The sequence below is a fragment of the Nonomuraea sp. WAC 01424 genome (assembly GCF_003947315.1).
GTDB classification, from domain to species: Bacteria; Actinomycetota; Actinomycetes; order Streptosporangiales; family Streptosporangiaceae; genus Nonomuraea; species Nonomuraea spiralis.
The window spans coordinates 344,962-370,017 of the sequence record NZ_QHHZ01000008.1 but is presented as its reverse complement, the minus strand read 5'-3'; the positions used below and the strand labels follow the sequence as shown (position 1 = coordinate 370,017).

At 71.7% G+C, this 25,056-nt stretch carries 24 protein-coding genes and 1 riboswitch; of the genes, 13 read left to right on the top strand and 11 right to left on the bottom strand.

Annotated features, from left to right (window positions below; all coding sequences use genetic code 11):
* Positions 1-80: 80 nt before the first annotated feature.
* Complete coding sequence (locus tag DMB42_RS23855; protein ID WP_125637199.1) at positions 81-752, bottom strand: YoaK family protein; 672 nt, start codon at positions 750-752, stop codon at positions 81-83.
* A gap of 164 nt (positions 753-916) precedes the next feature.
* Between DMB42_RS23855 and map the strand changes: the two genes are divergently transcribed.
* Both map and DMB42_RS23845 read left to right on the top strand, forming a co-directional pair.
* Positions 917-1,678 (top strand): type I methionyl aminopeptidase, encoded by a 762-nt coding sequence (map, locus tag DMB42_RS23850; protein ID WP_396983366.1) that lies wholly within the window; start codon positions 917-919, stop codon positions 1,676-1,678.
* Between the two features lie 215 nt (positions 1,679-1,893).
* Complete coding sequence (locus tag DMB42_RS23845; RefSeq protein ID WP_125637197.1) at positions 1,894-2,163, top strand: hypothetical protein; 270 nt, start codon at positions 1,894-1,896, stop codon at positions 2,161-2,163.
* A gap of 173 nt (positions 2,164-2,336) precedes the next feature.
* Here the strand turns inward: DMB42_RS23845 and dacB are convergent, their stop codons facing one another.
* Both dacB and DMB42_RS23835 read right to left on the bottom strand, forming a co-directional pair.
* Positions 2,337-3,881, bottom strand: a complete 1,545-nt coding sequence (gene dacB, locus DMB42_RS23840; RefSeq protein WP_125637196.1) for a D-alanyl-D-alanine carboxypeptidase/D-alanyl-D-alanine-endopeptidase — start codon at positions 3,879-3,881, stop codon at positions 2,337-2,339.
* A 111-nt stretch (positions 3,882-3,992) separates the two neighbouring features.
* A complete protein-coding gene (locus DMB42_RS23835) occupies positions 3,993-4,544 on the bottom strand; it encodes a DUF1707 and FHA domain-containing protein (protein WP_125637195.1) in 552 nt (183 codons plus the stop codon).
* Positions 4,545-4,632: 88 nt separating this feature from the next.
* Here DMB42_RS23835 and DMB42_RS23830 point away from each other — a divergent pair, with 88 nt between their 5' ends.
* From DMB42_RS23830 to DMB42_RS23820, 3 genes are read left to right on the top strand one after another with little or no spacing between them, the layout of a single operon-like run.
* Positions 4,633-5,145, top strand: a complete 513-nt coding sequence (locus DMB42_RS23830) for a PadR family transcriptional regulator (protein ID WP_125637194.1) — start codon at positions 4,633-4,635, stop codon at positions 5,143-5,145.
* Complete coding sequence (locus tag DMB42_RS23825; RefSeq protein WP_125637193.1) at positions 5,142-5,822, top strand: ABC transporter ATP-binding protein; 681 nt, start codon at positions 5,142-5,144, stop codon at positions 5,820-5,822. Before DMB42_RS23830 ends, DMB42_RS23825 begins: the two co-directional genes overlap by 4 nt.
* Positions 5,819-8,383, top strand: a complete 2,565-nt coding sequence (locus DMB42_RS23820) for an FtsX-like permease family protein (protein ID WP_125637192.1) — start codon at positions 5,819-5,821, stop codon at positions 8,381-8,383. Before DMB42_RS23825 ends, DMB42_RS23820 begins: the two co-directional genes overlap by 4 nt.
* Here the strand turns inward: DMB42_RS23820 and DMB42_RS23815 are convergent.
* Both DMB42_RS23815 and DMB42_RS23810 read right to left on the bottom strand, forming a co-directional pair.
* Positions 8,343-9,701: an MFS transporter gene (locus DMB42_RS23815; protein ID WP_125637191.1), complete on the bottom strand. Its 1,359-nt coding sequence runs from the start codon at positions 9,699-9,701 to the stop codon at positions 8,343-8,345. The two genes, DMB42_RS23820 and DMB42_RS23815, sit on opposite strands and share 41 nt — an antisense overlap.
* 81 nt (positions 9,702-9,782) lie before the next feature.
* Positions 9,783-10,463: a hypothetical protein gene (locus DMB42_RS23810; protein ID WP_260477892.1), complete on the bottom strand. Its 681-nt coding sequence runs from the start codon at positions 10,461-10,463 to the stop codon at positions 9,783-9,785.
* A gap of 413 nt (positions 10,464-10,876) precedes the next feature.
* On the opposite strand from DMB42_RS23810, the gene serA reads away from it, so the two are divergent.
* A complete protein-coding gene (serA, locus tag DMB42_RS23805; protein ID WP_125637189.1) occupies positions 10,877-12,466 on the top strand; it encodes a phosphoglycerate dehydrogenase in 1,590 nt (529 codons plus the stop codon).
* Between the two features lie 343 nt (positions 12,467-12,809).
* Positions 12,810-12,938, top strand: coding sequence for a hypothetical protein (locus DMB42_RS55125; protein WP_260477891.1), 129 nt, complete (start codon positions 12,810-12,812; stop codon positions 12,936-12,938).
* Positions 12,939-12,944: 6 nt separating this feature from the next.
* On the opposite strand, the gene DMB42_RS23800 is transcribed toward DMB42_RS55125, so the two are convergent.
* From DMB42_RS23800 to DMB42_RS23785, 4 genes are read right to left on the bottom strand one after another with little or no spacing between them, the layout of a single operon-like run.
* A complete protein-coding gene (locus DMB42_RS23800) occupies positions 12,945-13,805 on the bottom strand; it encodes an ROK family protein (RefSeq protein WP_125637188.1) in 861 nt (286 codons plus the stop codon).
* Complete coding sequence (locus DMB42_RS23795) at positions 13,802-14,965, bottom strand: sugar ABC transporter permease (RefSeq protein WP_125637187.1); 1,164 nt, start codon at positions 14,963-14,965, stop codon at positions 13,802-13,804. The genes DMB42_RS23800 and DMB42_RS23795 overlap by 4 nt, the downstream gene beginning before the upstream one ends.
* Complete coding sequence (locus DMB42_RS23790) at positions 14,962-15,681, bottom strand: ATP-binding cassette domain-containing protein (RefSeq protein WP_125637186.1); 720 nt, start codon at positions 15,679-15,681, stop codon at positions 14,962-14,964. Before DMB42_RS23790 ends, DMB42_RS23795 begins: the two co-directional genes overlap by 4 nt.
* Positions 15,682-16,779, bottom strand: a complete 1,098-nt coding sequence (locus tag DMB42_RS23785) for a sugar ABC transporter substrate-binding protein (protein ID WP_125637185.1) — start codon at positions 16,777-16,779, stop codon at positions 15,682-15,684. It abuts the gene before it with no gap.
* Between the two features lie 100 nt (positions 16,780-16,879).
* Between DMB42_RS23785 and DMB42_RS23780 the strand changes: the two genes are divergently transcribed.
* The 3 genes from DMB42_RS23780 to DMB42_RS23770 all read left to right on the top strand — a co-directional run bounded on the left by DMB42_RS23780 (position 16,880) and on the right by DMB42_RS23770 (position 19,939).
* Positions 16,880-18,064 (top strand): ROK family transcriptional regulator, encoded by a 1,185-nt coding sequence (locus DMB42_RS23780; protein ID WP_221762301.1) that lies wholly within the window; start codon positions 16,880-16,882, stop codon positions 18,062-18,064.
* A gap of 94 nt (positions 18,065-18,158) precedes the next feature.
* Positions 18,159-19,286, top strand: a complete 1,128-nt coding sequence (locus DMB42_RS23775; RefSeq protein WP_125637184.1) for a sensor histidine kinase — start codon at positions 18,159-18,161, stop codon at positions 19,284-19,286.
* A complete protein-coding gene (locus DMB42_RS23770; protein ID WP_125637183.1) occupies positions 19,283-19,939 on the top strand; it encodes a response regulator transcription factor in 657 nt (218 codons plus the stop codon). Before DMB42_RS23775 ends, DMB42_RS23770 begins: the two co-directional genes overlap by 4 nt.
* On the opposite strand, the gene DMB42_RS23765 is transcribed toward DMB42_RS23770, so the two are convergent.
* Complete coding sequence (locus tag DMB42_RS23765; protein WP_125637182.1) at positions 19,912-20,538, bottom strand: DUF2306 domain-containing protein; 627 nt, start codon at positions 20,536-20,538, stop codon at positions 19,912-19,914. The genes DMB42_RS23770 and DMB42_RS23765 overlap by 28 nt on opposite strands.
* Positions 20,539-20,739: 201 nt before the next feature.
* Here DMB42_RS23765 and DMB42_RS23760 point away from each other — a divergent pair, with 201 nt between their 5' ends.
* On the top strand, positions 20,740-21,732 hold the full coding sequence (locus DMB42_RS23760; protein ID WP_125637181.1) for an NAD(P)-dependent alcohol dehydrogenase: 993 nt from the start codon (positions 20,740-20,742) through the stop codon (positions 21,730-21,732).
* On the opposite strand, the gene DMB42_RS23755 is transcribed toward DMB42_RS23760, so the two are convergent.
* On the bottom strand, positions 21,716-22,261 hold the full coding sequence (locus DMB42_RS23755) for a C40 family peptidase (protein ID WP_125637180.1): 546 nt from the start codon (positions 22,259-22,261) through the stop codon (positions 21,716-21,718). The two genes, DMB42_RS23760 and DMB42_RS23755, sit on opposite strands and share 17 nt — an antisense overlap.
* A 31-nt stretch (positions 22,262-22,292) precedes the next feature.
* Positions 22,293-22,454: riboswitch (cyclic di-AMP (ydaO/yuaA leader) on the bottom strand.
* Between the two features lie 98 nt (positions 22,455-22,552).
* Between DMB42_RS23755 and DMB42_RS23750 the strand changes: the two genes are divergently transcribed.
* Positions 22,553-23,599, top strand: coding sequence for a 3-isopropylmalate dehydrogenase (locus DMB42_RS23750; protein ID WP_125637179.1), 1,047 nt, complete (start codon positions 22,553-22,555; stop codon positions 23,597-23,599).
* Positions 23,600-23,786: 187 nt separating this feature from the next.
* The gene (locus DMB42_RS23745) at positions 23,787-24,884 is read left to right on the top strand and encodes a branched-chain amino acid aminotransferase (RefSeq protein WP_125637178.1); all 1,098 of its coding nucleotides are present in this window, start codon (positions 23,787-23,789) and stop codon (positions 24,882-24,884) included.
* Positions 24,885-25,056: the final 172 nt, after the last annotated feature.

Here is a 25,056-nt window from a genome sequence, read left to right as displayed (position 1 = left end):
GTCTGAGCGCGACACGGGCACGCCTGAGCGCGACACGGGCACGCCTGAGCGCCGACAGGGCGCGTCTGAGCCCGGACGGGTCAGCGGGGCCTTCTGGGGCCTCTCGCGGACAGGGTCCAGGCGGCGATGGCGACGGCCACCATGACCGGGGCGGCGAACGGCGCGACGGCGGCGTGCAGGCGCAGCGCCGCGGCCCCGACGACGGCGCCGGCGGTCACCGACACCACCACGGCCAGCGGGCGCAGCACGCCCGAGCGCGGGCCGACCATCCGGCCGGCCAGGCTGGTCAGCGTGCCCGTGACGTAGGTGGTGGACAGGCCGGGACCGCCCGCCCAGCGCGTGACCGCGCTCTGCAGGCCCATCGCCGTACCCGAGGCCGCGATCAGCGTGGGGCCGGGCAGCGCGCGCGCCGTCCAGCCGGCCGCCACCACCAGCAACAGCCCCAGCTCGGCGAGCAGCACGGCCAGCGGGCGCGCCGGCACGCCGGGCTCCCGGGACGAGGGGACGTCCCGCCCCGGCGGGGCGCGTCCGAGCACGGTGAAGCCGAGCGCGAGGCCCAGGCAGAACGCGGCCAGGGAGACACCCGACCGGATGATGTGCGAGGTGTCGCCGGTGCCGAGGGCCAGGCCGAGGAGCACCAGGTTGCCGCTCATGTTCGCGGTGAACACCTGGCCGAGCGCGAGGAAGCTCAGCGCGTCGACGGCCCCTGCCGCGAGCGCCAGAGCCACCATCGAGAACGGTCCGAAACGCATACTCTCCGCACCTTATCGGTCGCTCTGAGCGACCGTGCATCGGGTCGGCCCCAGGGCGCCCCTCGCTGTCCCGGCCGTCGGTGCGGGAGTGTCGATGCCCCAAGGAGGCGTGATAATAATACCGGTATAGTTATCGCGCCAAGGGCTGGGAGGCCGCTGTGATCATGCTCAAGAGCGCCGGCGAGATCGACGCCATGCGGGAGGCGGGCCGGGTCGTGGCCGCCGTGCACGCCGCGGTCAGGGAACGGGCCGCCGTCGGGGTGTCGCTGCTGAAACTCGACGAGGTGGCCCGCGAGGTCATGGAGGAGGCGGGCGCCGGGTCGTCCTTCTTCGGCTACCACCCGTCGTTCGGGGCGATGCCGTACCCGGGGGTGGTGTGCACGTCGGTGAACGGGGTCATGCTGCACGGGCTGCCCACGCCGTACCGGCTGCGGGACGGTGACCTGCTGAGCGTGGACTTCGGGGCCCACGTGGACGGCTGGCACGCCGACGGCGCGGTGAGCTTCACCGTCGGCCACGCGCGTCCCGAGGACCTGAAGCTCGTCCAGGTGGCGGAGGAGACGCTGGCGGCCGGCATCGCGGCGGCCGTGCCGGGCGGCCGGATGGGCGACATCGGCCACGCCATGTCGCTGGTCGGACGCGGCGCCGGCTACGGGATGCAGAACGACTTCGGCGGCCACGGCATCGGCCGGGCCATGCACGAGTCGCCGTTCGTGCCCAACGAGGCGCGCCCGGGGCGCGGGCTGCTGCTGCGCCCCGGCCTCGTGATCGCGATCGAGCCGAGCCTGATGGCGGGCGGCGGCGACGACTACGAGATGGCCGAGGACGGCTGGTCGGTGTGCTCCGCCGACGGCAGCAGGAGCGCTCACGTCGAGCACACGGTGGCCATCACCGCCGACGGTCCGGTGCTTCTCACGGTGCCCTGAGACGGCCGGTTCCGCGAAAGGTAACGGCCGGGCCGGTTATTCCTCTGCCGCGTACACCGATCGGTCAAGAAGGTCGGCCTGTGTCATCCCTTCCCCCATGTGGCGTATTTTCGCAGGTAAAGACAGAAATGCTGGCGTTTGTTGAAAGAGGGGCTAGGGCAAATCTCCTCCCGATAGCTACGGAGAGTAGTCGATAGGTATCAAGGAGATTCGATATGTTCAGACAAGGGCTCATCCTGGCCGGGCTCGTCGGCGGGATGGTCATGGTCGGCGGCTCCGCTCTAGCGGCGACCCCTCACATGGCCTTCGTCCCTCAGGCCGACGAGGACCCGGGTCGGGTCCTCTTCGTCTGCGGTGACGAGAACATCTTCGCCCGTGGCGAGGTCGACAACAGCACCAGCGGTGTGCTCGTCCTCGAGACCGGCGACATCCTGAGCCAGATCCTCGGGATCAAGAGCAAAGACACGAAGTGCGCGGTCAGCTGACGTCATTCCTCAGCGCTGAACAGCGTGGCTAAGGGGCCTGCCCGTTGGGGTGGGCCTCTTTGTCATGCCCCGCAACCGCCATGCTCCGCGACGCAGCGTAGTCGTGGAGCGTCCCTGAACCGGGCGGCGGCCCCCCGTACGCCGGGAGGCCGCCGCGGTGGGTCAGCGGGTGGTCAGCACTGGGCCGGCTTCAGCCACGAGCACTCCAGGTCGCCCGCCGTCCCCTGGTCGGCGGCCTTGAGCTGGGCGGTCACGTCGGTCGCCGTGGCCCGCGAGAACTGGGCGAGCCGGATGGCGATCTTGTCCTCGATGTCCTTCGGCGAGCCCGACAGGTACTGGTTCAGCATGATCGAGAAGACCAGCGGCTCGCCCTCGGCGCTGGTCACGTAGCCCGACAGCGAGGTCACGCCGGTCAGCGAGCCCGTCTTGGCGTGCACGTTGTTCGCGGCGGGCGTGTTCCGCATCCTGCTGCGCAGCGTGCCGCCGGTGAAGCGGTCGGAGTTGCCCGCGATGGGCAGGGCCTCGTACCAGGTGCTGAACCACGGCTTGGTCCGTACGGAGGTCAGAAGCCGCACGATCGAGTCGGGCGAGAAGCCGTCGCGGCGCGACAACCCCGAGCCGTCCCGCATGTTGATCACCTGGACGCCGTTCGCCTTGGCGAAGTCCGTGGCGACCTTGAGACCGGCCGACCAAGTGCCCTGCCCGGTGGCCTTGCGGCCCATGGCCTTGGTGAGGATCTCGGCGTGCATGTTGTTGCTCAGCTTGAGGAACGGCACCAGCAGCTCGCCCAGCGGCATCGAGTCGTGCCTGGCCAGCTCGCTCGCCCCGGCGGGAGCCGCCCCCGTGGTCGTCGGCCCGAGCACCCGTACGCCGTGTGCGGCCAGCGCCTTGCGGAACAACGAGGACACGTACGCGGTGGGGTCGTCCACCGCCACCCACTCCTGGTACGGGTCCGCGACCGTACCGGTGATCACGACCGTCCGCGTGCTGTGCTGGCGTTCGATGAGCACGTCGGTCTCGGCGCCCACGGTGGCCTTGTTGACGATCTTCAGGTAGTCGGTCTCCGGGGTCGTGGTGACCTTGACCTGGCCGCCCTCGGCCGCGCCCGAGACGATGACCGAGCCCGCGTCGTAGTCCCGGTCGGGGGAGGCGGTCAGCGCGGAGATCGGCGCCGCGTAGTAGGCGGTCTCGTCGTCCCACGCCCAGTCGGTGCCGAGCCGCTGCCCGTCGAACCAGGTGTCGTCGGCGATCAGCTTGCCGGTGACGACCTTGACGCCCGCCGCGGCGACCTTGGCCGCCAGCGCGTCGTAGTCCTCGGCGAGCATGGTCGGGTCGCCGGTGCCGCGTAGCACCAGGTCGCCGGTGAGCACCGAGCCGACCTTGCGGCCGGCGTTCAGCACGGTGGTCGGGAAACGGTAGTCGAGGCCGAGGGTCTCCACCGCCGCGGCCGAGGTGAACAGCTTGGTGTTGGACGCCGGGGTCAGGAGCTTGCCGGCGTCGGTGGCGTAGAGCTGCTCGCCGTTCGCGGCGCTCTTGACGACGACGCCCGCCCTGGCGATCGTGAGCCGCGAGTCGCCGAGGATCTGGTTGAGGTCCTGGGTCAGGTCGGCCACGCCGGGTGAGGGGTCGAGGGCGACCGCGGGGGTGGAGGGGCCGGACGCCCACGCGAGGGCCGCGACGAGCGTGCCCGCGAGGAGGGAGGCTGAGGTGCGCCGCATGTGGTCTCCAAGGGACTGGGGGATCGCATGTGAGCATGAATCAGCTCAGTCGCCGTGTAATCCGCAAATATCCGTATTTCTGGGGCGGTGTCGGCTCAGGGGGAGGGGGCGTCAGAGGGCGGGCTGGCCTGAGGTCAGCAGGAAGCCGCAGTCACCGAAGGAGATCTCGTCGCCTGACTTCACCCGGGCGGGCCCCACCAGCCGCCACCCGTTGAGCCGGGTGCCGTTGAGCGAGCCGAGATCGACGAGCAGCCAGCCGCCGTCGCCCTCGCGCCGCAGCTCGGCGTGCACGCGGGACACCGTCAGGTCCGACAGTACGAGGTCGCAGGCCGACCCCCGGCCCACGACGTAACGCAGCCGGTCGTCCTCCGGCAGCGCCAGCCGGGGCAGCCGCGGACGCCGCCAGGCCGACTGCAACCGGGTGGTGAACTCCGACACCGACGAGACCGCGTCCGTCAGCCGTTGCCTGAACGTGGGCCGTCGCGGCAGGTCGGCGACCAGCTCGTCGAGCTCGTGCTGGCTGCGTGCCCGCAACGCCTGGTCGACCCGGCCGACGAAGGTGTCGTGGGAGATCCGGCCCTCCACGGCCCGGTGCTTGAGCTCGTCGATCGCGCGGTCGCGTTCCCCGTCGGAGGCGCGGAACGGCGGTTGCGTGGAGCTCATCTCCCGAGTATCGGCCTGAACGGCGTTCCGTGTCCAGAATACGCGGATCGGTTGCGATCGCCATACTCAGTATGCATACTCAGTATCTATGTCGATCAGACATGGACTGCTCGCCCTGCTGAGCAGCGAACCGCGGTACGGCTATCAGCTCCGGGTGGAGTTCGAGGCGTCGACGGGGGCGACCTGGCCCCTCAACATCGGCCAGGTCTACACGACGCTCACCCGCCTGGAACGTGACGGCCTGGTCGCGCCGGGCGGCGCCGACGAGCAGGGGCGCGCCGTCTACATGATCACCGAGGCCGGTCGGGAGGAGCTGGAGCGATGGTTCAGCACCCCCGTCGACCACTCCGACCGGCCTCGGGACGAACTCGTCATCAAGATCGCGATGGCCGTCGCCGCCACGGACGTGGACGTGGGCGAGGTCATCCTGGCCCAGCGCATGGCCACCATGCGCACGCTCCAGGACCTGACCAGGGCCAAGAGGGCAGTGGGGGACGGCCTCGCCCAGCGGCTCGTCCTCGAATCGATGATCTTCAAGGCCGAGGCCGAGCAGCGCTGGCTCGACCACTGCGAGGCCGTTGTCAAGGAGAAGAACGCATGACTGTGGTGGAGCTGCGGGACGTCACCCGCGAGCACGGCCAGGCCCACGCCCTGCGCGGCGTGAGCCTGGAGGTGGCACAGGGGGAGCTCGTCGCCGTCATGGGCCCGTCGGGCTCGGGCAAGTCGACCCTGCTCAACCTGGCCGGCGGCCTCGACCGGCCCACGTCGGGCACGGTGCGGATCGAGGGCCGCGACCTGGCCGAGGTCCGCGACCTGGCCGCGCTCAGACGCGGCAGCGTCGGCTACGTCTTCCAGGACCTCAACCTGATCCCGTCCCTGACGGCGGCCGAGAACGTCATGCTGCCCAGGGAGCTGGACGGCGTCCGCGCCGGCCAGGCCCGCAAGGAGGCGCTGGCCGTTCTCGCCGACGTGGGCGTCGACCAGTTCGCCGACCGATTCCCCGAGGAGTTGTCCGGCGGCCAGCGCCAGCGCGTGGCCATCGCCAGGGCGCTGGTCGGCGAGCGGCGGCTGTTACTGGCCGACGAGCCGACCGGCGCGCTCGACACGGCCACCGGCGACGAGATCCTGCACCTGCTGCGCAACCGCTGCGACGAGGGCGCGGCGGTGTTGCTGGTCACCCACGAGCCGCGCTACGCCGCCTGGGCCGACCGGGTGGTCTACCTGCGGGACGGCCTGATCGCGGAGGCGTCGGCGGTGCGGCTGGAGAGCTCGCGATGAGCGCGTTCCTGGCCGCCCTGCGTATCGCCCGCAGGGACGCGCTGCGTTTCAAGGGCCGCAGCGCCCTGATCATGGTGATGATCGGGCTGCCCATCCTGGTGATCACGGGAGTGCTCACCGGCGCGGCGACGACCAGCCTCACCCCGCAGGAGCGGGCCGTCACGCGGATGGGGGCGGCCGACGCCCGTCTCATCACCTTTCCGTCCCGCGCGCAGGTCGAGCAGGACTACACCGACGATTCCGCGGGCCAGCCGGAAAGCACCGGTTCGACGCGGCCGTGGACGACCGCCGAGATCAACACGCTGCTTCCCGGCCGTCTGCTGCGCTACCAGTCGAGCCAGGTCAACGCCCGGCTGCCCGACGGCTACTACTGGACGGACGTCATGGAGGTCGATCTGCGCGACCCCATGACCGCCGGGATGCGCACCCTGACGCAGGGACGGTACGCCGCCGCGCCGGGCGAGGTGGCGATCTCGCCGGAGATGGCCGACAAGGGCGTCCGGGTGGGCGACACGATCACCGTGCGACGGCCGGACCGCACCGTGAAGGTGGTCGGCGTCGTCGAGAACCCCAACCGGCCCGGCATGCTGGAGCTGGTCGCCCTCCCGGAGGGCCTGCTCAAGCACCAGAACGACGGCAACAGCAGCGGCTGGCTCGCCGACACCACCGGCCCCGTCACCTGGGCGAAGGTGCGGGAGCTGAACAAGGTGGGCCTGGGCGTCACCTCCCGCGCCGTGGTCGACGCCCACGCGGGCGACGACCGCTACGCTTCCGGCGCGATGCGGACCACCCGCGACCTGGTCCAGCTCGGCGTCGCGATCGTGCTCGTCGTCCTGGAGACCGTGCTGCTCGCCGGGCCGGCGTTCGCGGTGAGCCTGCGGCGGCGGCGCAGGGAGCTGGCGATGATCGCCGCCCAGGGCGGGTCGGCGCGTCACCTGCGGATGATCGTGCTGGCCGACGGCCTGGTGCTCGGCGGCGCCGCGGCCCTGCTCGGGGTGGTCCTGGGCATCGGGCCGGGCCTGCTCGTCGAGTCGATCGCGGCCCGGGAGCTGGACTGGACGCACGGACCGGCCGAGGTGCCGTGGCTGCCGGTGCTCGGCGTGGCGGTGCTCGGCCTGGTCAGCGGGCTGATCGCGGCGATCGTGCCCGCGGTGCAGGCGAGCCGGCAGAACACCGCGCAGGTGCTGGCCGGTCGGGCCGCCGAGGTCCGGGGGCGCGCCCGGCGTCCCGTGGCCGGGATCGTGTTGCTGCTGGTCGGGCTGGGCGCGACCGGCTTCGCCATGACCAGGGGCGTGGTGTCGATGACGGCGGCCTTCGTGCCGTTCGTGTTCGGCATGGTCGCGTTGATGCCGTGGCTGGTCCAGGCGAGCGCGCGGATCGCCGCCCGGCTGCCGCTCCCGCTGCGCCTGTCCGTGCGCGACGCCGCGCGCCACCGCGTCCGTACGGCCTCGGCCGCCGCCGCCGTCATGGCCGCGACCATGGGGGCGGTCGCGCTCGGCATCGGCACCAGCAGCGGGTACGCCCACCAGGAGCAGGCCGACGTCTCGGCGTACCCGGCGGGCACCACGGTGATCGGCGGCGCGACCGCCATGGACGGCCCGACGTGGACCCGGCTGAAGGAGGCCGTCCGAGCCCGGTTCCCCGGGACGGAGGTCGTCGCCGGACGGGAGCCGACGGACGCCAAGGGCAGGACGCTGGCGCTGGAGGTGACCCTTCAATGCACGAAGGAGTGCCCGCAACGGTTCTACTACCGTCCCCCGATCGGCGACGCCGACCTGCTCGCCTTCCTCCAGAAGCGCCGGGACCCGCAGGCGGCCGCCGCGCTGGCGGCGGGCAAGGCCGTGGCCTTCAGCCAGGACGTGATGCGCGACGGCATGATCGAGCTGGTCGTGAACGACCGGGATTCCGACACCCTCAAGGAGATGAGGAAGATCCGGATCCCGGCCGTGGTGTCGAGCGGCGCCGACTCCCAGCAGACAAGCGCCTTGATCCCGCCGCAGGCGCTGGCCAGGGCCGGGCTCGGCTCGGTCGAGCGGATGCTCTACGCGGGAGCCCTGCCGCAGGACGAACAGCGCATGGAGGCCGACCTGCGGGGTGAGGTGAACGGCGACCTGTACGTCGGCGTCGAGAAGGGGAAGGGCGAGTCGCGCGCCTTCGCCCTCCTGCTGCTGCTCGGCGCGGCGCTGGTCCTCGTCCTCGGGGGCACGTTCGCGGCCACCGGGCTGGCGGCGGCCGACATGCGCCCCGACCTCAACAACCTGTCGGCGGTCGGCGCGGCGCCCCGGGTGCGCAGGCTGGTGGTGGCCGCCCAGGCCGCCTACATCGCGGGCCTCGGCGCGGTGGTCGGCCTCGTCGCCGGCTCGGTCGCCGGTGTCGCGCTGACCTGGCCATTGACCAGTGTCGGCGCCTCCGGCGTGAACAGGCTGCTGGAGGGCCCGGGCACGATCGACGTCCCCTGGTTGTTCCTGGCCACCGTCGTGCTGGGCCTGCCGCTGGTCGCGGCTCTGGTGGCCGGGCTGTTCACCCGGACGCGCCTGGTGCTGGCCCGCCGGGTGGCCTGAGCCGGTACCGGAGGGTCACGAGGACCGACAGGAAGATGATCAACGCCGGGACCGCGGTCTGCCCGATCAGGACCGCGGTCACGGCGCTGTCCGGCTGCTGGACGGGTGTGCTCGGCTCGGACTCGACGAACCCGCCGATCGACAGGATGATCCCGAAGATCAGCGCGCCGAACGAGCTGACGCCGCTCTCGATGGCCGTCCACAACCCGGTCAGCACGCCCGCCCGCCGCTTGCCCGACTCGGCCGCGTCCGCGGCGACGACGTCGGCCAGCATCGAGAAGAGCATGAGCTCGACCCCGGCGATCCCGATGCCGACGAGCAGGATGGTCAGGTGGGCGTACAGGGGGCCGAACAGCGGGGTGGCCATGGCCGCCGCCGTGCCGCCGCCGAACAGCAGCGCGGCCAGGATCATCGCGCCGCGCTTGTCGAAGCGCCGGGCCAGCCACACCCACAGCGGCATGGTCAGCAACATCGGCCCCACCAGCGCGGCGAAGAGCGTCTGCGTCGCCTTCGACGACCCGATCGTGTACGCCGCGAAGTACGGCGCGGCGGCCAGCATCATGCTCACGGCCAGCATCTGCAGGCAGGCCATCACGGTCAGCCACAGGAACGCCCGATTGCCCTTGATCGCCGCGAACTGCTCGCGCCACCCGCCGTGGTCCGCCTCGGGGGCGCCGGTCATGGGGGCGCGGGCGGTGCCGAAGAAGGAGCCGAGCATCGAGGCCAGCAGGATGAGGGCGATCGTCAGGCCCATCAGCCGGTAGCTGCCGAGCGTGCCCTCCTCGCCCTCGCCGGTGGCGATCATCGGGGCCAGCACGCCGCTGATCGCGGTGGCCGCGCCGATGAAGACCATCCGCCACTGCAGCAGCGAGGTGCGCTCGTGGTAGTCGTGGGTCATCTCGCCGGGCATGGCCTTGTACGGCACCTCGTACAGCGCGTACGCCGTGGCCGTCGCCATGAAGCACAGGCCGATGTACAGGGCGGCCGGGACCCCGGTCAGCGGCGGCCCGGCGAAGACGAGGAAGAACGCGACGGGCAGCGTCAGCGACCCGGCCAGCAACCACGGGCGGCGCGGGCCCATCCGCGAGACGGTCCGGTCGGACCATCGGCCGACCAGCGGGTTGATGATCAGGTCCCAGACCTTGGGCGCGGTGACCACCACGCCGGCCAGCCATGGGGGCACGGCCAGGAAGTTGGTCATGTAGTACAGCAGGAGCAGTCCGGGCACGGCGCTGACCGTGGCCGTGCAGAAGGAGCCCACGCCGTAGCCGAGGCGCACGCCCCTGGAGACCGTGGGCGTGACCGGCGTCGTGATCATGGACCTATTCAAGCCGAGCGAGAGCTTGTTCGGTAGGGCCCAGTTTCCCGGGCCCCCGCCGCGGTCACTCCCGTACGGTGGCTACTCCCGTACGTTGGCGCAGACCACGTGCGCGCCGATCTCGATCATCCGGCGTTCGCTGCGCGCGTCGGCGACCCTGGCCATGAGGATCGGCGCGCCGCTCGCCGCGAACTGCGGGAGGCGGGCGCGTACCAGGCGGTGCAGGTCGCGGACGGCGACCTCGCCGGCCGACATGTGCACCTTCACGTGCAGCATGATCCCGGTCGCCCCGGACGCGGTGCCGGCCTCGGAGATCCACACGTGGTGCACGAGCGGGAAGTCCGCCAGCAGTTGCGCGATGGCCTGCCGCAGCGCGGGCAGGATCGGGTGCGTGCACCGGCGGTAGCCCGGGTCCACCTGCTGCATCGGCCCCGACAGGTGGGGCCGGGGCGCGGGGACCCATGGCAGCGCGGGCGCCTCCGGGGCGGGCGGTGCCACCTGTGCCAGCGCGGGCACCCGCGAGACGGTGGCCATCGCGCCGGTCGCGTACGCGGCGGGCACCGCCCCCGACAGGACGGGGGTGTGCCCGTTGCGGGTGCTGGTCAGGAAACGCTGGAGATCGTCGATGGGGACGGCCGCGGCGGCGGGGCCCGCGGCGTCGATCACGATCTCCCGCACGCCCGTGACGCGCTGGATGTCCAGGATGGTGTCGGCGTCGCACACCGAGAGGGAATGGCTGCCGCGGTGTCGGGCGTAGGTCATCGGGCTGGTGTACCCGAGCAGAACCCGGTCACCCGCCTGGGTCGTCCCAAGGACGACCGATCGATCTGGTCGCACTGCCACCAGGACTCCACCGTCGGCGAGGGCCGCCAGCAGGCGATGAGGCGTGCCATGCTGTGCGAGCACGTCGGCAAGCGCAGGATTCCCGATGCTCATATGACGAACCATAGGTAGTCGGCCACGGCTTATCAGGCTAATGGCGAATAAATCTCCCGATCAAGACAAAGATGGGAGCAGAGTGGATGAGTTTCCCGCCACCCGGGTACGCGGAGGGCTGTCTCATATCGTGGGTCCCTCGTGAACGCGTTCACAAGCGCGGATAGACTCTGAGGGATCCCGAGGGACCCAGTGACGTGTCCCTCCTGCCCGCCGCATGCCCCTAAGGATCCACGCCTGTGAACAAGCCCGTCGTTCTGGTCGCAGAGGAGCTGTCCGAGGCCGGCCTCGCCGTGCTCGGCGCCGATTTCGAGGTCCGCCACACCGACGGAGCGGACCGTTCCCAGCTTCTGCCCGCCCTCGCCGACGTGGACGCCCTGATCGTGCGCTCCGCCACGCAGGTCGACGCCGAGGCCATCGCCGCCGCGCCGAAGCTGCGCGTGGTCGCCCGCGCGGGCGTCGGTCTCGACAACGTCGACGTCGAGGCCGCCACCAAGGCCGGCGTCATGGTCGTCAACGCGCCGACCTCCAACATCACCAGCGCCGCCGAGCAGACCATCGCGCTCATCCTGGCCAGCGCCCGCAACACGGCCCAGGCCCACGCCGCGCTGAAGAACGGCGAGTGGAAGCGTTCCAAGTACACCGGCGTCGAGCTGGACGAGAAGGTCGTCGGCATCCTCGGCCTCGGCAAGATCGGCCAGCTCGTGGCCCAGCGGCTGCAGCCGTTCGGCGTCGAGCTGATCGCTTACGACCCCTACCTGCCGCCGGCCCGCGCCGCGCAGATGGGCGTCAAGCTGCTCAGCCTCGAAGAGGTGCTCAAGCAGGCCGACTTCATCACCGTGCACCTGCCGAAGTCGAAGGAGACCCTGGGGCTCATCGGCGACAAGGAGCTGCACGAGGTCAAGCCGTCCGTGCGCATCGTCAACGTGGCCCGCGGCGGCATCGTGGACGAGGCCGCGCTCTACTCGGCGATCAAGGAGGGCCGGGTCGCGGGCGCCGGCCTCGACGTGTTCGCCAAGGAGCCGTGCACCGACAGCCCCCTGTTCGAGCTGGACCAGGTCGTCGCCACGCCGCACCTCGGCGCCTCCACGCACGAGGCCCAGGAGAAGGCCGGCACCCAGGTCGCGCGGAGCGTGAAGCTGGCGCTGGCGGGCGAGTTCGTGCCCGACGCGGTCAACGTCCAGGGCGGCGCGGTGGCCGAGGACGTCAAGCCGGGCCTGCCGCTGGCCGAGAAGCTGGGCCGGGTCTTCACCGCCCTCGCGGGCGAGGTCGCCACCAAGCTCGACGTCGAGGTGCGCGGCGAGATCGCCTCCCAGGACGTACGGGTGATCGAGCTGGCCGCGCTCAAGGGCGTGTTCGCCGACGTGATCGAGGAGCAGGTCACGTACGTCAACGCGCCGCTGCTGGCCAAGGAGCGGGGCATCAACGTGGAGCTGGTGACCAGCTCCGAGAGCCCCGACTGGCGCAACGTGGTGACCCTGCGCGGCGTGCTCGCCGACGGCCGGCACGTCTCGGTCTCCGGCACGCTGTCCGGCCCCCGGCAGATCACGAAGATCGTCGAGGTCAACGGCTACGAGATGGAGATCGAGCCGACGGCCCACCTGTCGTTCTTCACCTACACCGACCGTCCCGGCATCGTGGGCGTGGTCGGCCGGCTGCTCGGCGAGGCCGGCGTGAACATCGCCTCGATGCAGGTGGCCCGTGACGTCAAGGGCGGCAAGGCGCTGATCGCGCTGACCGTCGACTCGGCCATCCCGGCCGCCGTGATCGACCAGATCGGCGCCGAGATCGGCGCCGAGAGCGGCCGCTCGGTCGACCTGGAGGACTGACCCGGGAAGTTCGGGCCCCGGATCCCGGGGTAGGCCGTCACCTGGACCGTTCCGGGTGGCGGCCTTTTCTTGTCTCAGCATCCGAGATGCTAGGACATCCAACGAGACAGTGAAACCACTGCCAGGTACTGTTGACGGAAATGCGCCAGGTTCTCGTACTCATTACCTGCCGCGGCGGGGCCTGTTAGGGCAGGCCGACGACCCGCCGCGGTGAGTGGCGTCTGTCGGCCGATCAGTCCCTTCCCCTCGTCCGGTCCGTGACCCGGACCCACGAGAGCAGGCCCGGTCGGATTCGCGACCGGGGTCCGACGCCCCCTTGCTGGATACGCGCCCGCGAAACGAGATGAGTGACATGTACGAGATGTACGCCTGGAACCGTACCGAGGAGCAGGAGAACGAGGCCGCCGAGGCCCTGCAGACCGCCCTGGACCGCAGGGACAACGGCGGCGCCCCCCAGAACTCGGCCCGGTAGCGCCGCTCAGGCCCGCGCCGCGGCGTGGGCCAGGGCCAGCGCGCCGAGCAGCGGCGCGTCGTCCGTGAACCGGCCGGGCCGGATGTCCGGCGGGAACGGCACGGCGCGCCGCACCTCATCGGCCAGCCTGGGCACGATCAGCCCGGCCGCGCCCATCATGCCGCCGCCCACGACCAGCCGCTCGGGGTCGAGCGTGACGCACAGGTTCGCCACCGTCATGGTCAGCACCCGCAGCGTCTCCTCCACCAGCCCCGCCAGCGGCCCGGTACGCGCGGCCAGTACCTCCTCCGCCGTGGTGGCGCGGCCGAGCAGCGCGCCGCCCCTGGCCGCCAGCCCCGCGCCGGAGACCAGCTCCTCCAGCGGCACCCGCCCGTCGGCGAAGGCCGCCTGGCCAGGCGTGACCTGGAGGTAGCCGATCTCGCCCGCCGCGCCGTGCGCGCCGGGCACCACCCGGCCGCCGACCACCAGGGCCGCGGCCAGACCGGTGCCGAGGTTGAGATAGACGCCCGTGGAGACGCCGCGCAGCGCGCCCCAGCGCAGCTCGGCCGCCGCCGCCGCGTTCACGTCGTTGTCGATGGCCACCGGCGTGGCGCCGAACTCCTCCCGCAGCAGCCGGGGCAGCTCCAGCCCCTCCCAGCCGGGGACGTTCGGGGCCAGCCGCACCACGCCGTCCCTGATCACCCCGCAGGTCGAGAAGCCGACGGCGGCCGGCCGCCCGTCCAGGGAGCGGGCGGCGGCCAGCGCGCGGACGAGCGTGTCCGGCCCGGTCTCCAGCCGGGCCCGGCCGGCGACCACGGGCCCGTCGGAGCCCGACACCCCGATCGCGACCTTGGTGCCGCCGACGTCGATGCCGAGGACCCGGCTCACCGCGCGGCGCCCCTGCGGGCCAGCGAGTCGATCGCCACCGCCAGGGCCAGCACGGCCGCCGTCACCATGAACCGGACCGAGGAGTCCACGCTCAGCAGGAACATGCCGTTGGTGATCGACTGGATGACCAGTACGCCGAGCAGCGCGGCGTAGGCGCGTCCCCGGCCGCCGAACAGGGAGGTGCCGCCGATGACCGCCGTCGCGATGGCCATGAGCAGGATGTCGCTCCCGCCCGACCCCTGGTTGACCGCCGACAGCCGACTGGCCGCCAGCACGCCGCCGGCCGCCGCCAGCGTGGAGGCCAGCACGAACGCGAGGATCCTGATCCTGGTCACGTTGATGCCCGCGCGCCGGGCGGCCTCGGCGTTGCCGCCGACGGCGTACAGGTGCCGGCCGAAGGTCGTGTGCCGCAACATCAGGTCGAGCAGCACCACCAGCGCGCCGAAGAGCACCAGCAGCAGCGGCACGCCCCGGTCGGCCGACATGACCGCCACCGCCGCGCCCAGCACGACCGCCAGCCCACCCGACAGGACGGGGGCCTGCCACGCCGGGGCCACGGGCAGCCCGGCGGCCAGCCGCGCCCTCCTGGCCAGTACGGAGATAGCGGCGTACGCGCCGGCCAGCGCGAGCACCAGGGCCCAGGACAGCCGGCCCGGCAGCCACGTGTCGCTCAGCCCGGAGATGAACCCGTTGAACGGCAGGTTGATCGTCCCGCCCTGGCGCAGCAGGTAGAGCAGCAGCCCGAGCCAGCCCATCAGCCCGGCCAGCGTGACCACGAACGACGGCATCCGCAGCTTGGTCAGCATGAGCCCGTGCAGCAGGCCGATCGCCGCGCCCGCCGCCAGCGCCAGCAGGATCGCGAGCAGGGCGTTCCAGCCCTGTTTGACGTGGGCGATCGTCATGACCGTGGCGCACAGGCCGCTGACCGAGCCCGCCGACAGGTCGATCTCGCCGAGCAGCAGCACCATGATGACGCCGAGCGCGATCGTGCCGGTGGCGGCCATCTGGAGGGCGAGGTTGGTGAGGTTCTCGGGCGACAGGAACCGGTCGTTGAGCGTGCTGAACACGATCGTGATCGCCACCAGGCCGCCGACCACCGGCCAGGCGCCGACCTCGCCCTGCCGCAGCCGTCCCGTCAGCACGATGGGCATCGCCGTCATTCGCCCGCTCCTGTGATCGCGGCCACGATCTCCTCGCGGGAGGCGTCGGCCGTACGGAACTCACCGGCGTTGCGCCCGAGGCGCAGCACCACCACCCGGTCGCTCACCTCGCGCACGTCGGCGAGGTTGTGTGAGATGACCAGCACCGCGAGGCCGCGCTCGCGCAGCCGCCGGATCAGCGCGAGCACCTGCGCGGTCTGCTCCACGCCGAGCGCGGCGGTCGGCTCATCCAGGATGACCAGCCGCGGCTCGCCGAGCAGCGCCCGCGCGATGGCCACGGACTGCCGCTGGCCGCCCGACAACATCGACACCGGCACCCTGATGTCGCCGATGCGTACGTCGAGCTGGGCCAGCAGGTCGCGGGTCGCGCGTTCCATGCTCAGGTGGCGCAGCACCGACCAGCGGCGGCGTTCGGCGCCGAGGAACAGGTTGGCCACGACGTCGAGGTTCTCGCAGAGCGCGAGATCCTGGTAGACGGTCGAGATGCCGAGCGCCTGCGCGTCGTGCGGGGTGGCGACGCGCACCGGCGCGCCGTCCACCGTGATCTGGCCCTCGTCCGGTACGAGTGCGCCGGAGATGGTCTTGACCAGCGTCGACTTGCCCGCGCCGTTGTCGCCCATGAGCGCCACGACCTCGCCGGGACGCAGGTCGAGCCCCACGCCGTCGAGGGCCCGGACCGCTCCGTACCGTTTGGAGATCCCCGTCGCCGCGATCATCTACTCGATGCCCGCCTTCGTGCAGGCGGCCTTGACCTCGGCCGTACAGATCTGGTCGGCCTGGTAGAAACCGTCCTTCACGATGGTGTCCTTGATCTTGTCGGCGGTGACCGCGATGGGGTCGAGGAGGAAGGCCGGGATGTCGGCGGTGCCGTTGTTCACCTTGGAGGTGGCGGCGGGCTGCTCGCCCTTGGCCAGGGCGACGGCCAGCTCGGCGGCCTTCTCCGCCTCTCTCCTGATGTCCAGGTAGATGGTCATGTACTGCTCGCCCGTGAGGATGCGCTGCACGGCGGCCAGCTCGGCGTCCTGGCCGGTGATGGGCGGCAGCTCCTTGTAGCCCGCGCGTTTCATGGCCGCGATGGCGCCGCCTGCCATGCCGTCATTGGCCGACAACACGCCCACGATGTTGTCCCGGCCGATGGCGGTGATCGCCTGCTCCATCTGCTGCTGCGCCTTGTCGGGGCTCCAGTCGGGGGTGTCGAACTCCCTGCCGACCTTGACCTTGCCGTCCAGGACGCTCTTGGCGCCCTTCTTGTAGTCGGCCGAGCTGGGGTCGGTGGGCGAGCCGTGGATCATCACGATCTGGCCCTTGTCCGTGGTGCCCTTGGCATTCAGGGCGTCGAGCAGCGCCTGACCCTGCATCTCGCCCACCCGTACGTTGTTGAACGAGACGTAGTAGGCGTAGTCGATGCCCGAGATCAGCCGGTCGTAGGCGACCACGGGGACCTTCTTCTGCCTGGCCTGGTTGACCAGGGGCGCGACCGCGTTGGCGTCCACGGCGTCGAGGACGAGTACGTCGGCGTCCTGGGTGAGGGCCGCTTCGACCTGTTGTTGCTGCTTGGCCGCGTCCTGTTCGGCGTTGCCGTAGATGACCTTGCAGCCGGGGCACAGCGCCTTGACCTTGGCCTCGAACAGGGGGCGGTCGAAGGCTTCGTACCGGGTGGTTTTCGATTCGGGGAGGAACAGGGCGATCGTCCCGCCCTGCCGCGCCGCGGTGGCCTGAGTGGTGGTCGTGGTGGTCGTGCCGGTGGTGCCGGTTCCGCAGGCGGCGGCCAGCAGGACCGCCGCCGAGGGGATGAGTCGCCAAGCTCGGTGCATCGCACTTCGTCCTCTCAGAAGATGCCCGCCCCCGCTTGGTAAGAAAGGTAGTTTACTATCAGGCGAGTTGGCTAGAGTGCACCTCGGAGGGAGGCCGGACATGCGACGCGACCTGGCCAATCCACGGCTGCTGCGGGTGCTCAACGAGCGCCGCCTGCTCGACCAGCTCCACGAGCACGGTCCCGCCTCGCGCGCCGACCTGGCCAAGAGCACCGGCCTGTCCAAGCCGACGGTCTCGGCCGCCCTGGCCGGGCTGGAGGAGGACGGCCTGGTCCACCTGGTCGGGGAGGTGTCCGGACGGCCCGGCCCGGTCTCCTCGCTCTACGACATGAACGCCGCCTCGACCCACGTCGCCGGGATCGACATCGGCCGCGACTGGATCAGGGTCGCCGTGGCCGATCTGCGCGGCGCGTTCGCCGGCCGTACCGACGGCCGCAACACGGCCAGGACCTCGACGGAGCTGGCCGACCTGGTCGGCGAGCTGGCCAGGGCGGCGGCCGCCGAGGCGGAGGTCGAGTGGCGCTCGATCACCTGCGCGGTCGTGGGCTCGCCCGGCGTGTACGACCCCGTACGCGGCGGCCTCGACTTCGCCCCCAACCTGCCCGGCCCGCCCGGCCTGGCCGACCGGCTGCGCACGGCACTCGGCGTCGACCTCGTCATCGAGAACGACATCAACCTGGCCGCCGTCGGCGAGCACGCCCACGGGGCCGGTCGCGGAACGGCCAACTTCGCCCTGGTCTCCATCGGCACCGGCGTCGGCATGGGCATCGTGATCAACGGCGAGCTGTACGTCGGCGCGCGGGGCGCGGCCGGCGAGGTCTCCTACGTCCCGGCCACCGAGCAGCCGCCCGGCGCCGACCCGGTCGCCCACGACGCCGACTCCTTCGCGCACGGCGCCACCGAGGCCGCGACGGCCGCGCCCGGCGTCGTGCGCGCCGCCCGCGCGGCGGGCCTGGAGCTGGAGACGGCCAGGGAGGTCTTCGCCGCCGCCGCCGACGGGAACGAGACGGCCCGATCGGTGGTGGAGGCCGAGGGACGCCGCATCGGCGGCCTGCTGGTGGCCGTGGCGGCGGTGCTGGATCCGGAGGTGATCGTGCTGAGCGGGGGAGTCGGGCGCAACCTCGACCTGCTGGGCGCCTCGGTCGAGCGCCGTATCGCCGAGCTCGGCCCGCTGCGCCCGAAGGTGGTGGCCAGCCTGCTCGGCGACAGCGGCGTGCTGCTGGGGGCGGTCGCGCACGCCAAATCCCGCGCGTGGGACCTCATCTTCGACGCCCGCAGAAGATGACCCCAGCCGGGCTGGTCGTGGAGGTCCGCGGGAGTTGATCGCGGCCGGGCCCGTGGGCTCTGCGCGGAGGTGGGTGCGCCTTTACGATGAGGGGGTGCCCGGCCTCCTCCGTTCCGTGTGGCGCGAGCCGCGTCCCGCCGGCCCGCCGGCGCGGGTGTGGCGCGACTGGGCGCTCGTCGCGGTGCTCGTGCCGGCCGCGGTGATCGAGGGCCTGCTGCGGCCCGACCTCCGGTGGCCGGTGGTCTCGACGGCAGTGACCGTCGCGCTGGTGCCCACGCTGCTGTGGCGCAGGACCAGGCCGCTGCTCATGGTCGCGCTCGTCTTCGGCGTCACCAGCCTGGCGCCGCTGCTGACGCGCGGCGAGCCGGTCGAGACGTACACGCTGGCGTTCGTGACGATCGTGCTCTACGCGCTGTTCCGGTGGGGATCGGGGCGCGAGGCCGTGATCGGGATGGCGGCCGGGCTCGTCGCGGTCCACCTGTCGCTGATCACCGGCCGCATCGCGCCCGGCGACGTCGTCCCGGCGCTCGGCGTCCTGTTCGCCGCCGTCGGGCTGGGCGGCGCCTTCCGGTACCGGGCCGGTGCGCGGTTGCGCGAGCTCGACCAGGTCAAACTGCTCGAACGCGAACAACTCGCCCGCGACCTGCACGACACCGTCGCCCACCACGTCTCGGCCATGGCCATCCGCGCCCAGGCCGCCGCGGCCGCCGCCGCCTCCGAGCCGGGCGCCGCCACCGACGCCTTACGGGTGATCGAGGCCGAGGCGTCACGCACCCTCGCCGAGATGCGGGCCATGGTCCGCGTGCTGCGCAGGAACGAGCCGGCCGAGCTGACCCCGGGCCGCCACCTCGACGACCTGCGGCAGCTCGCCGGACGTCCGCGCGTCGGCCCGGCCGTCGAGGTGGAGATCGCCGGCGGGCTGGACGGCCTCCCGCCGTCGTCCGGCGCCGCGCTCTACCGCATCGCGCAGGAGTCGATCACCAACGCCCGGCGGCACGCCCGCCACGCCACCCACATCACCGTCCGCGTCACCGCCGACGACACCTCCGTACGCCTGACGGTGAGCGACGACGGCGACCGCGCCACCGGCGTAGCCGCCCCCGGCTACGGCCTCATCGGCATGATCGAACGCGCCGCCCTGCTCGGCGGCACCTGCGAGGCGGGCCCCAACCCCAACCGGGGCTGGACGGTCACCGCCGTCCTGCCCAGGGAGGCCGCGTGAACATCCGGGTGCTGGTCGCCGACGACCAGGAGATCGCCCGTACCGGGCTCAGGATGATCCTCGACGCCCAGCCCGGCATCGAGGTCGTCGGCGAGGCCGGCGACGGCAGGCGGGCCGTCGAGCTGGCCCGCCGCCTGCGGCCCGACGTGTGCCTGTTCGACATCCGCATGCCCGGTCTCGACGGCATCGCGGCCACTCGCGAGCTGGCCGGGCCCGACGTGGCCGACCCCATGGCGGTGGTCGTCATCACCACGTTCGACCTCGACGAGTACGTCTACGCCGCCCTGCGCGCCGGGGCCAGGGGATTCCTGCTCAAGGACGCCGGTCCCGCGCTGCTCGCCCAGGCGGTGACCGCCGCGGCCGGGGGCGAGGCGCTCATCGCCCCGAGTGTGACCGCGCGCCTGCTGGCCGCGTTCGCGGGGGCGGGGCGTACCGAGGCGCCCGCGCAGCCCATGGAGGCGCTGACCGGCCGGGAGGAGGAGATCCTGCGTGCCGTGGCCCGCGGCCGGACCAACAGCGAGATCGCCGCCGAGCTGCACATCTCGCTCAGCACGGTCAAGAGCCACGTCGCGAGCCTGATGACCAAGCTCGGCGTGCGCAACCGCGTCGAGATCGCCATGTGGGCCTACGAGACCGACCGCGTACGCACCTGACCCCGGCGGACGATCACCTCGGCCACCGCCAGGTTGATCACCCAGCCCGCGCCGACGAGCAGCGCCCTGCCCAGCTCGCCGGGCGGCCCGAAGGCCAGCAGCCCGAACGCCAGCGTGAACGCCTGCGTGCCCGCGCCGAGGCCGAGCGCGTACCCGCGGGTCATCCAGGCACGATGCCGGGCCACCTCGCGCCGCCGGATCGCGGCCGGCCCGAGCAGGAGGCAGGCGGCCATGGCCGTGCCGAACAGCAGCCGGAAGGCGGCCAGCAGCACGCCGTCACCGGCGGGCAGGTCGGAGAAGAGCGTCAGCCACAACCCCGACAACGACGCGACCAGCCCGCAGGCCACCAGCACCCGCCCCGCCACCCGGTGCCACCTTCGCCGCCGGGCCCGGAACCCGGCCGAGAACTGGAACGCGCCGAGCGCGCAGAACACCAGCGAGGCGGGGATGTGCAGCAACACCGGCACGGGCATGGCGAAAAAGCGCGCGTTGCCGGGCGTGACGGGGGCGCCCGAGGCCAGTTCGGTCAGCCGGAGCGCGCCGGCGACGAGGGGGACGACGCTGAGCGCGAGCAATCCGGTGGGTGCGATCCATCTCATGCCTGAGAGCGTGACCGCCGCGACCCCGCCGGGGCATCGCGCGCACGGCCCGAGCCGGTTCGCACCATCGGCGGGCCGGGCGGTCGTACTTTCGGCCATCGAGCCGTCGCCTTTCGACCGTTGAGCGTCCGCGCAGGTCGCGCCCACACTGGCGGCACGTCCACGGCACGTCCACGCCGTTCACGGTACGAGGGAGAAACGATGAAGGCCTACGTCCTGCGCTCGTTCGGCTCACCCGACCAGCTCGTCCTGTCCGACGTCGAACGGCCCGTGCCGCGCGACGACGAGGTGCTGGTGCGGGTGCGGGCCACGTCCGTGCAGCCCTATGACTGGCATTTCATGCGGGGGGAGCCGTACCTGTCCCGGATCATGGGCGGCGGCGTCGGGTTGCGCCGGCCGCGCATCCCGGTCCTCGGCGCCGACGTGGCGGGGGAGGTCGAGGCGGCCGGCAAGGACGTCACGCTGTTCCGCCCCGGCGACGAGGTGTACGCGATGTCCCTCCAGGGCGGCTTCGGTGAGTACGTCTGCCTGCGGGAGAGCGAGGTGGCCCCCAAGCCGGGGAACCTGACGTTCGAGCAGGCGGCGGCCGTCCCGATGGCGGCCAACACGGCGCTGATCGCGCTGCGCGACGAGGGCCGCGTGCAGGCGGGCCAGAAGGTGCTGGTCAACGGCGCGTCCGGCGGTGTGGGCACGTTCGCCGTGCAGCTCGCCAAGGCGTTCGGCGCGCACGTGACCGGCGTGTGCGGCGGGCGCAACGCCGCCCTGGTCCGCTCGATCGGCGCGGACGAGATCATCGACCACACCAAGGAGGACTTCGCCACGTCCGGGCGGCGCTTCGACCTGCTCGTCGACGTGGCGGGCGGCCGCCGGCTGTCGGACTGCCGCCGCGTCCTGACCAGAAAGGGCGCGTACGTGGTGGTCGGCGGGCCGGCCGGGCGCTGGGTGCAGCCGGCCGGCCACATGTTCGCCGCGCTCGCGTCGGCGCCCTTCGTCCCGCAGCGGATCGCCAGGGCGGACGTGGTCCGCTGCGGGAGCAACAGGGCGAACCTGCTGACGCTGACCGGGCTGATCGAAGGGGGCGAGATCACCCCGGTCATCGACAGGACCTTCCCGTTCGGCGAGATCCCGGCGGCCGTCCGCTACCAGGAGGAGGGACACGCCCCGGGGAAGGTCGTCGTCACAGGGTCGCTGTGAGCATGGCGGGGGCGGGGGCCTTGCGGAGCGCGGTGTAGTCCGCCCAGCGCTTGACGCCCTTGGGGTCGGGGCGTACCGCGCCGACGAAGGCCTGCCTGCGCCACTGCGACAGGCGTTCCTCCTTCACCACGTCGCCGGTGTGCGGGGAATGGACCATGAAACCGGGTTTGGAGATCATGCCGACGTGGCCGAGGTTGCTGAAGAACACCAGGTCGCCTGGTTTGAGGTCCTTCCAGACGATTTTCCGGGAGAAGGCGCCGTACTGTTCGGCGGCGGTTCTGGGGAGTTCGATCCCGGCGTCCTCGTACGCCCGGAGCATGAGCCCCGAGCAGTCGTAGCCCCGTTCGCTGGCGCCGCCCCATACGTACGGGGTGCCGCGTTTGTCCATGGCGTAGTCGAGGGCGACCTTCCAGGCCGGCTTCGGTACACGCTGTTCCTGGACCTGTTTCACCTGGGGGCCGGTGAGGGTGACGGAGGGGGCGGGGTCGGCGGGAGCCGCGGGCGCGAGACCTGCGCCGCCCGCTGCCACCGCCAGGAGGATGGCGATGCTAGACAGGGGAACTGTCCTTCCACGAGGCCGGCCGGGTTAGCTGACGGGCTCGGGCCTGGAAGTAGCCCTACGGCTGTGCTTCGAAGGGGAAGCGAGGCCGATTCGCCCCGGGGGGAAAAGGGGTGGGTCCCCGGCTCCACGCAGTGCTGCGCGGATTAGGCTCGTCGGACTCTAACGAAACGGTCAAAAGGTCGCAATCCCCCCAAAACGGAATGTCCGGCCATTGAGATGATGTGTTCGTCAGCCGAGACGAGCCGGTAGGGTACCGCCATGGAGTCGCGTAACATCCGCCTGGCCGTCATCCCCGGGGATGGCATCGGCGCCGAGGTCGTAGCCGAAGGGCTCAAGGTCCTGGAGGCCGTGGGCACGAAGATCGAGCCCACCCATTACGACCTGGGCGCAGCCCGCTACCACCGCACGGGCGAGACACTGCCCGACGCGGTGCTCGAAGAGCTGCGCGGCTATGACGCGATCCTGCTCGGCGCCGTCGGCGACCCCAGCGTGCCGCCGGGCGTGCTGGAGCGCGACCTGCTGCTCAAGCTCAGGTTCGAGTTCGACCACTACGTCAACCTGCGCCCGGTCAAGCTGTTCCCCGGCGTCCCGACCGCGCGGGCCGGCGCCTCCGCCGAGCAGATCGACATGGTCGTCGTCCGCGAGGGCACCGAGGGCCTCTACGCGGGCACCGGCGGCGTCATGCGGCGCGGCACGCCGCACGAGATCGCCACCCAGGAGTCGCTGAACACCGCCCACGGCGTCGAGCGCGTGGTGCGTTTCGCCTTCCAGAAGGCCCAGTCGCGGCCCCGCAAGAAGCTCACGCTGGTCCACAAGACCAACGTGCTCACCTTCGCAGGCGACCTCTGGCAGCGCACGGTCGACCGCGTGGCCGCGGAGTTCCCCGACGTCACCACCGACTACAGCCACATCGACGCGGCCTCGATGTTCTTCGTCACCCAGCCCGAGCGCTTCGACGTGATCGTCACCGACAACCTGTTCGGTGACATCATCACCGACCTCGGCGCCGCGATCGCCGGCGGCATCGGCCTTGCGGCCAGCGGCAACATCAACCCCGAGCGCACCACGCCGAGCATGTTCGAGCCGGTCCACGGCAGCGCGCCCGACATCGCCGGTCAGGGCAAGGCCGACCCGACCGCGACGATCCTGTCCGTGGGCATGCTCCTCGACCACCTCGGCCTCCACGCCGAGGCCGCCAAGGTCGAGCAGGCCGTGGCCGCCGACATCGCCGAGCGCGTGAGCGGCGGCGCCGGCCGTTCGACCGGCGAGATCGGCGACGACATCACCGCGCGAGTATCCGGCTAGGACCCGCCTAGCCCCCGTACGCGCCTGGCGGTCCGAACGAGGACTGCCAGGCGCTTTTTGTGTCCGCGAGGTCGAATCGTCCCAACTGCCTCTTGCCATCCCAAATGACGAGACAATAGGAAGTACGAATACTGCTCGCGGGCAGTAGCTTTTGAATCGTAGATTCGTAGAGAGAAGGACCGCCGTCATGACCATCGCTCAGAAGCTCAGCTTCGACGTGCAGCATTCCGCCAACGCTCGCACCGCGGCCGAGCGGGAGCAGGTACTGGCGAACCCCGGATTCGGGCAGGTCTTCACCGACCACATGGTCTCGATCGACTACACCGACGGCGAGGGATGGCATGACGCCAAGCTCCTGCCGTACGGGCCGCTCACGCTCGACCCCGCCACCTCGGTGTTCCACTACGCGCAGGAGTTGTTCGAGGGGCTGAAGGCGTACCGGCAGATCTCCGGTTCGATCGTGACCTTCCGCCCGTACGCGAACGCCGCCCGCTTCAACCGTTCGGCCGAGCGCATGGCCATGCCGGAGCTGCCCGAGGAGGCGTTCGTCGAGTCGCTGGAGCTGCTCGTCGGGGCCGACAAGGAGTGGGTGCCCACCACCGAGGGCCACAGCCTCTACCTGCGCCCGTTCATGATCGCCACGCAGGCCGGGCTCGGCGTCAACTACCCGTCGAAGACGTACAAGTACATGGTCATCGCCTCGCCGGCGGCCTCGTACTTCAGCGGCGGCATCAAGCCTGTCTCGGTCTGGTTGTCGACGGACTACACCCGCGCCGCGCCCGGCGGCACCGGCTTCGCCAAGTGCGGCGGCAACTACGCCGCCGCCTTCGTCGCCCAGCGTGAGGCCGTCGAGAACGGCTGCGACCAGGTCGTCTGGCTCGACGCCCACAAGCACGAGTACGTCGAGGAGATGGGCGGGATGAACCTGTTCTTCGTCTTCGGCAACAAGCTCGTCACCCCGGCGCTCACCGGCACCCTGCTGCCCGGCATCACCCGGGACTCGATCCTCGAACTGGCCGACGACCTGGGCCTGGAGGCCGAGGAGCGGCTGATCTCGGTGGACGAGTGGGAGTCCGCCTGCGCCGCGGGCGAGCTGACCGAGGTGTTCGCGTGCGGCACGGCCGCCGTGGTGACCCCGGTCGGCTCGGTCAGGGGCGCCGACCGCTCCTGGACCATCGCCGACGGCACCCCGGGGCCGGTGACGATGCGGGTCCGCGAGGAGCTCGTCGGCATCCAGTACGGCGCCCGCCCCGACACCCGCGGCTGGATCCACAAGATCGCCTGACGCCTCGCCCGGGGCCGGCGTTCAGGCGCCGGCCTCCGTCAGAGCCGCGGTGTCGACGTCGAAGTTCCACGGCTCGGGCAGTAACGCTCGTCGAGGGGACTGGCCATGCCGCCGTCCTCCCGCGTCGCGGAGGATGGTGGAGAAGGCACTCAGGGGGACGGCACGGTGTCCC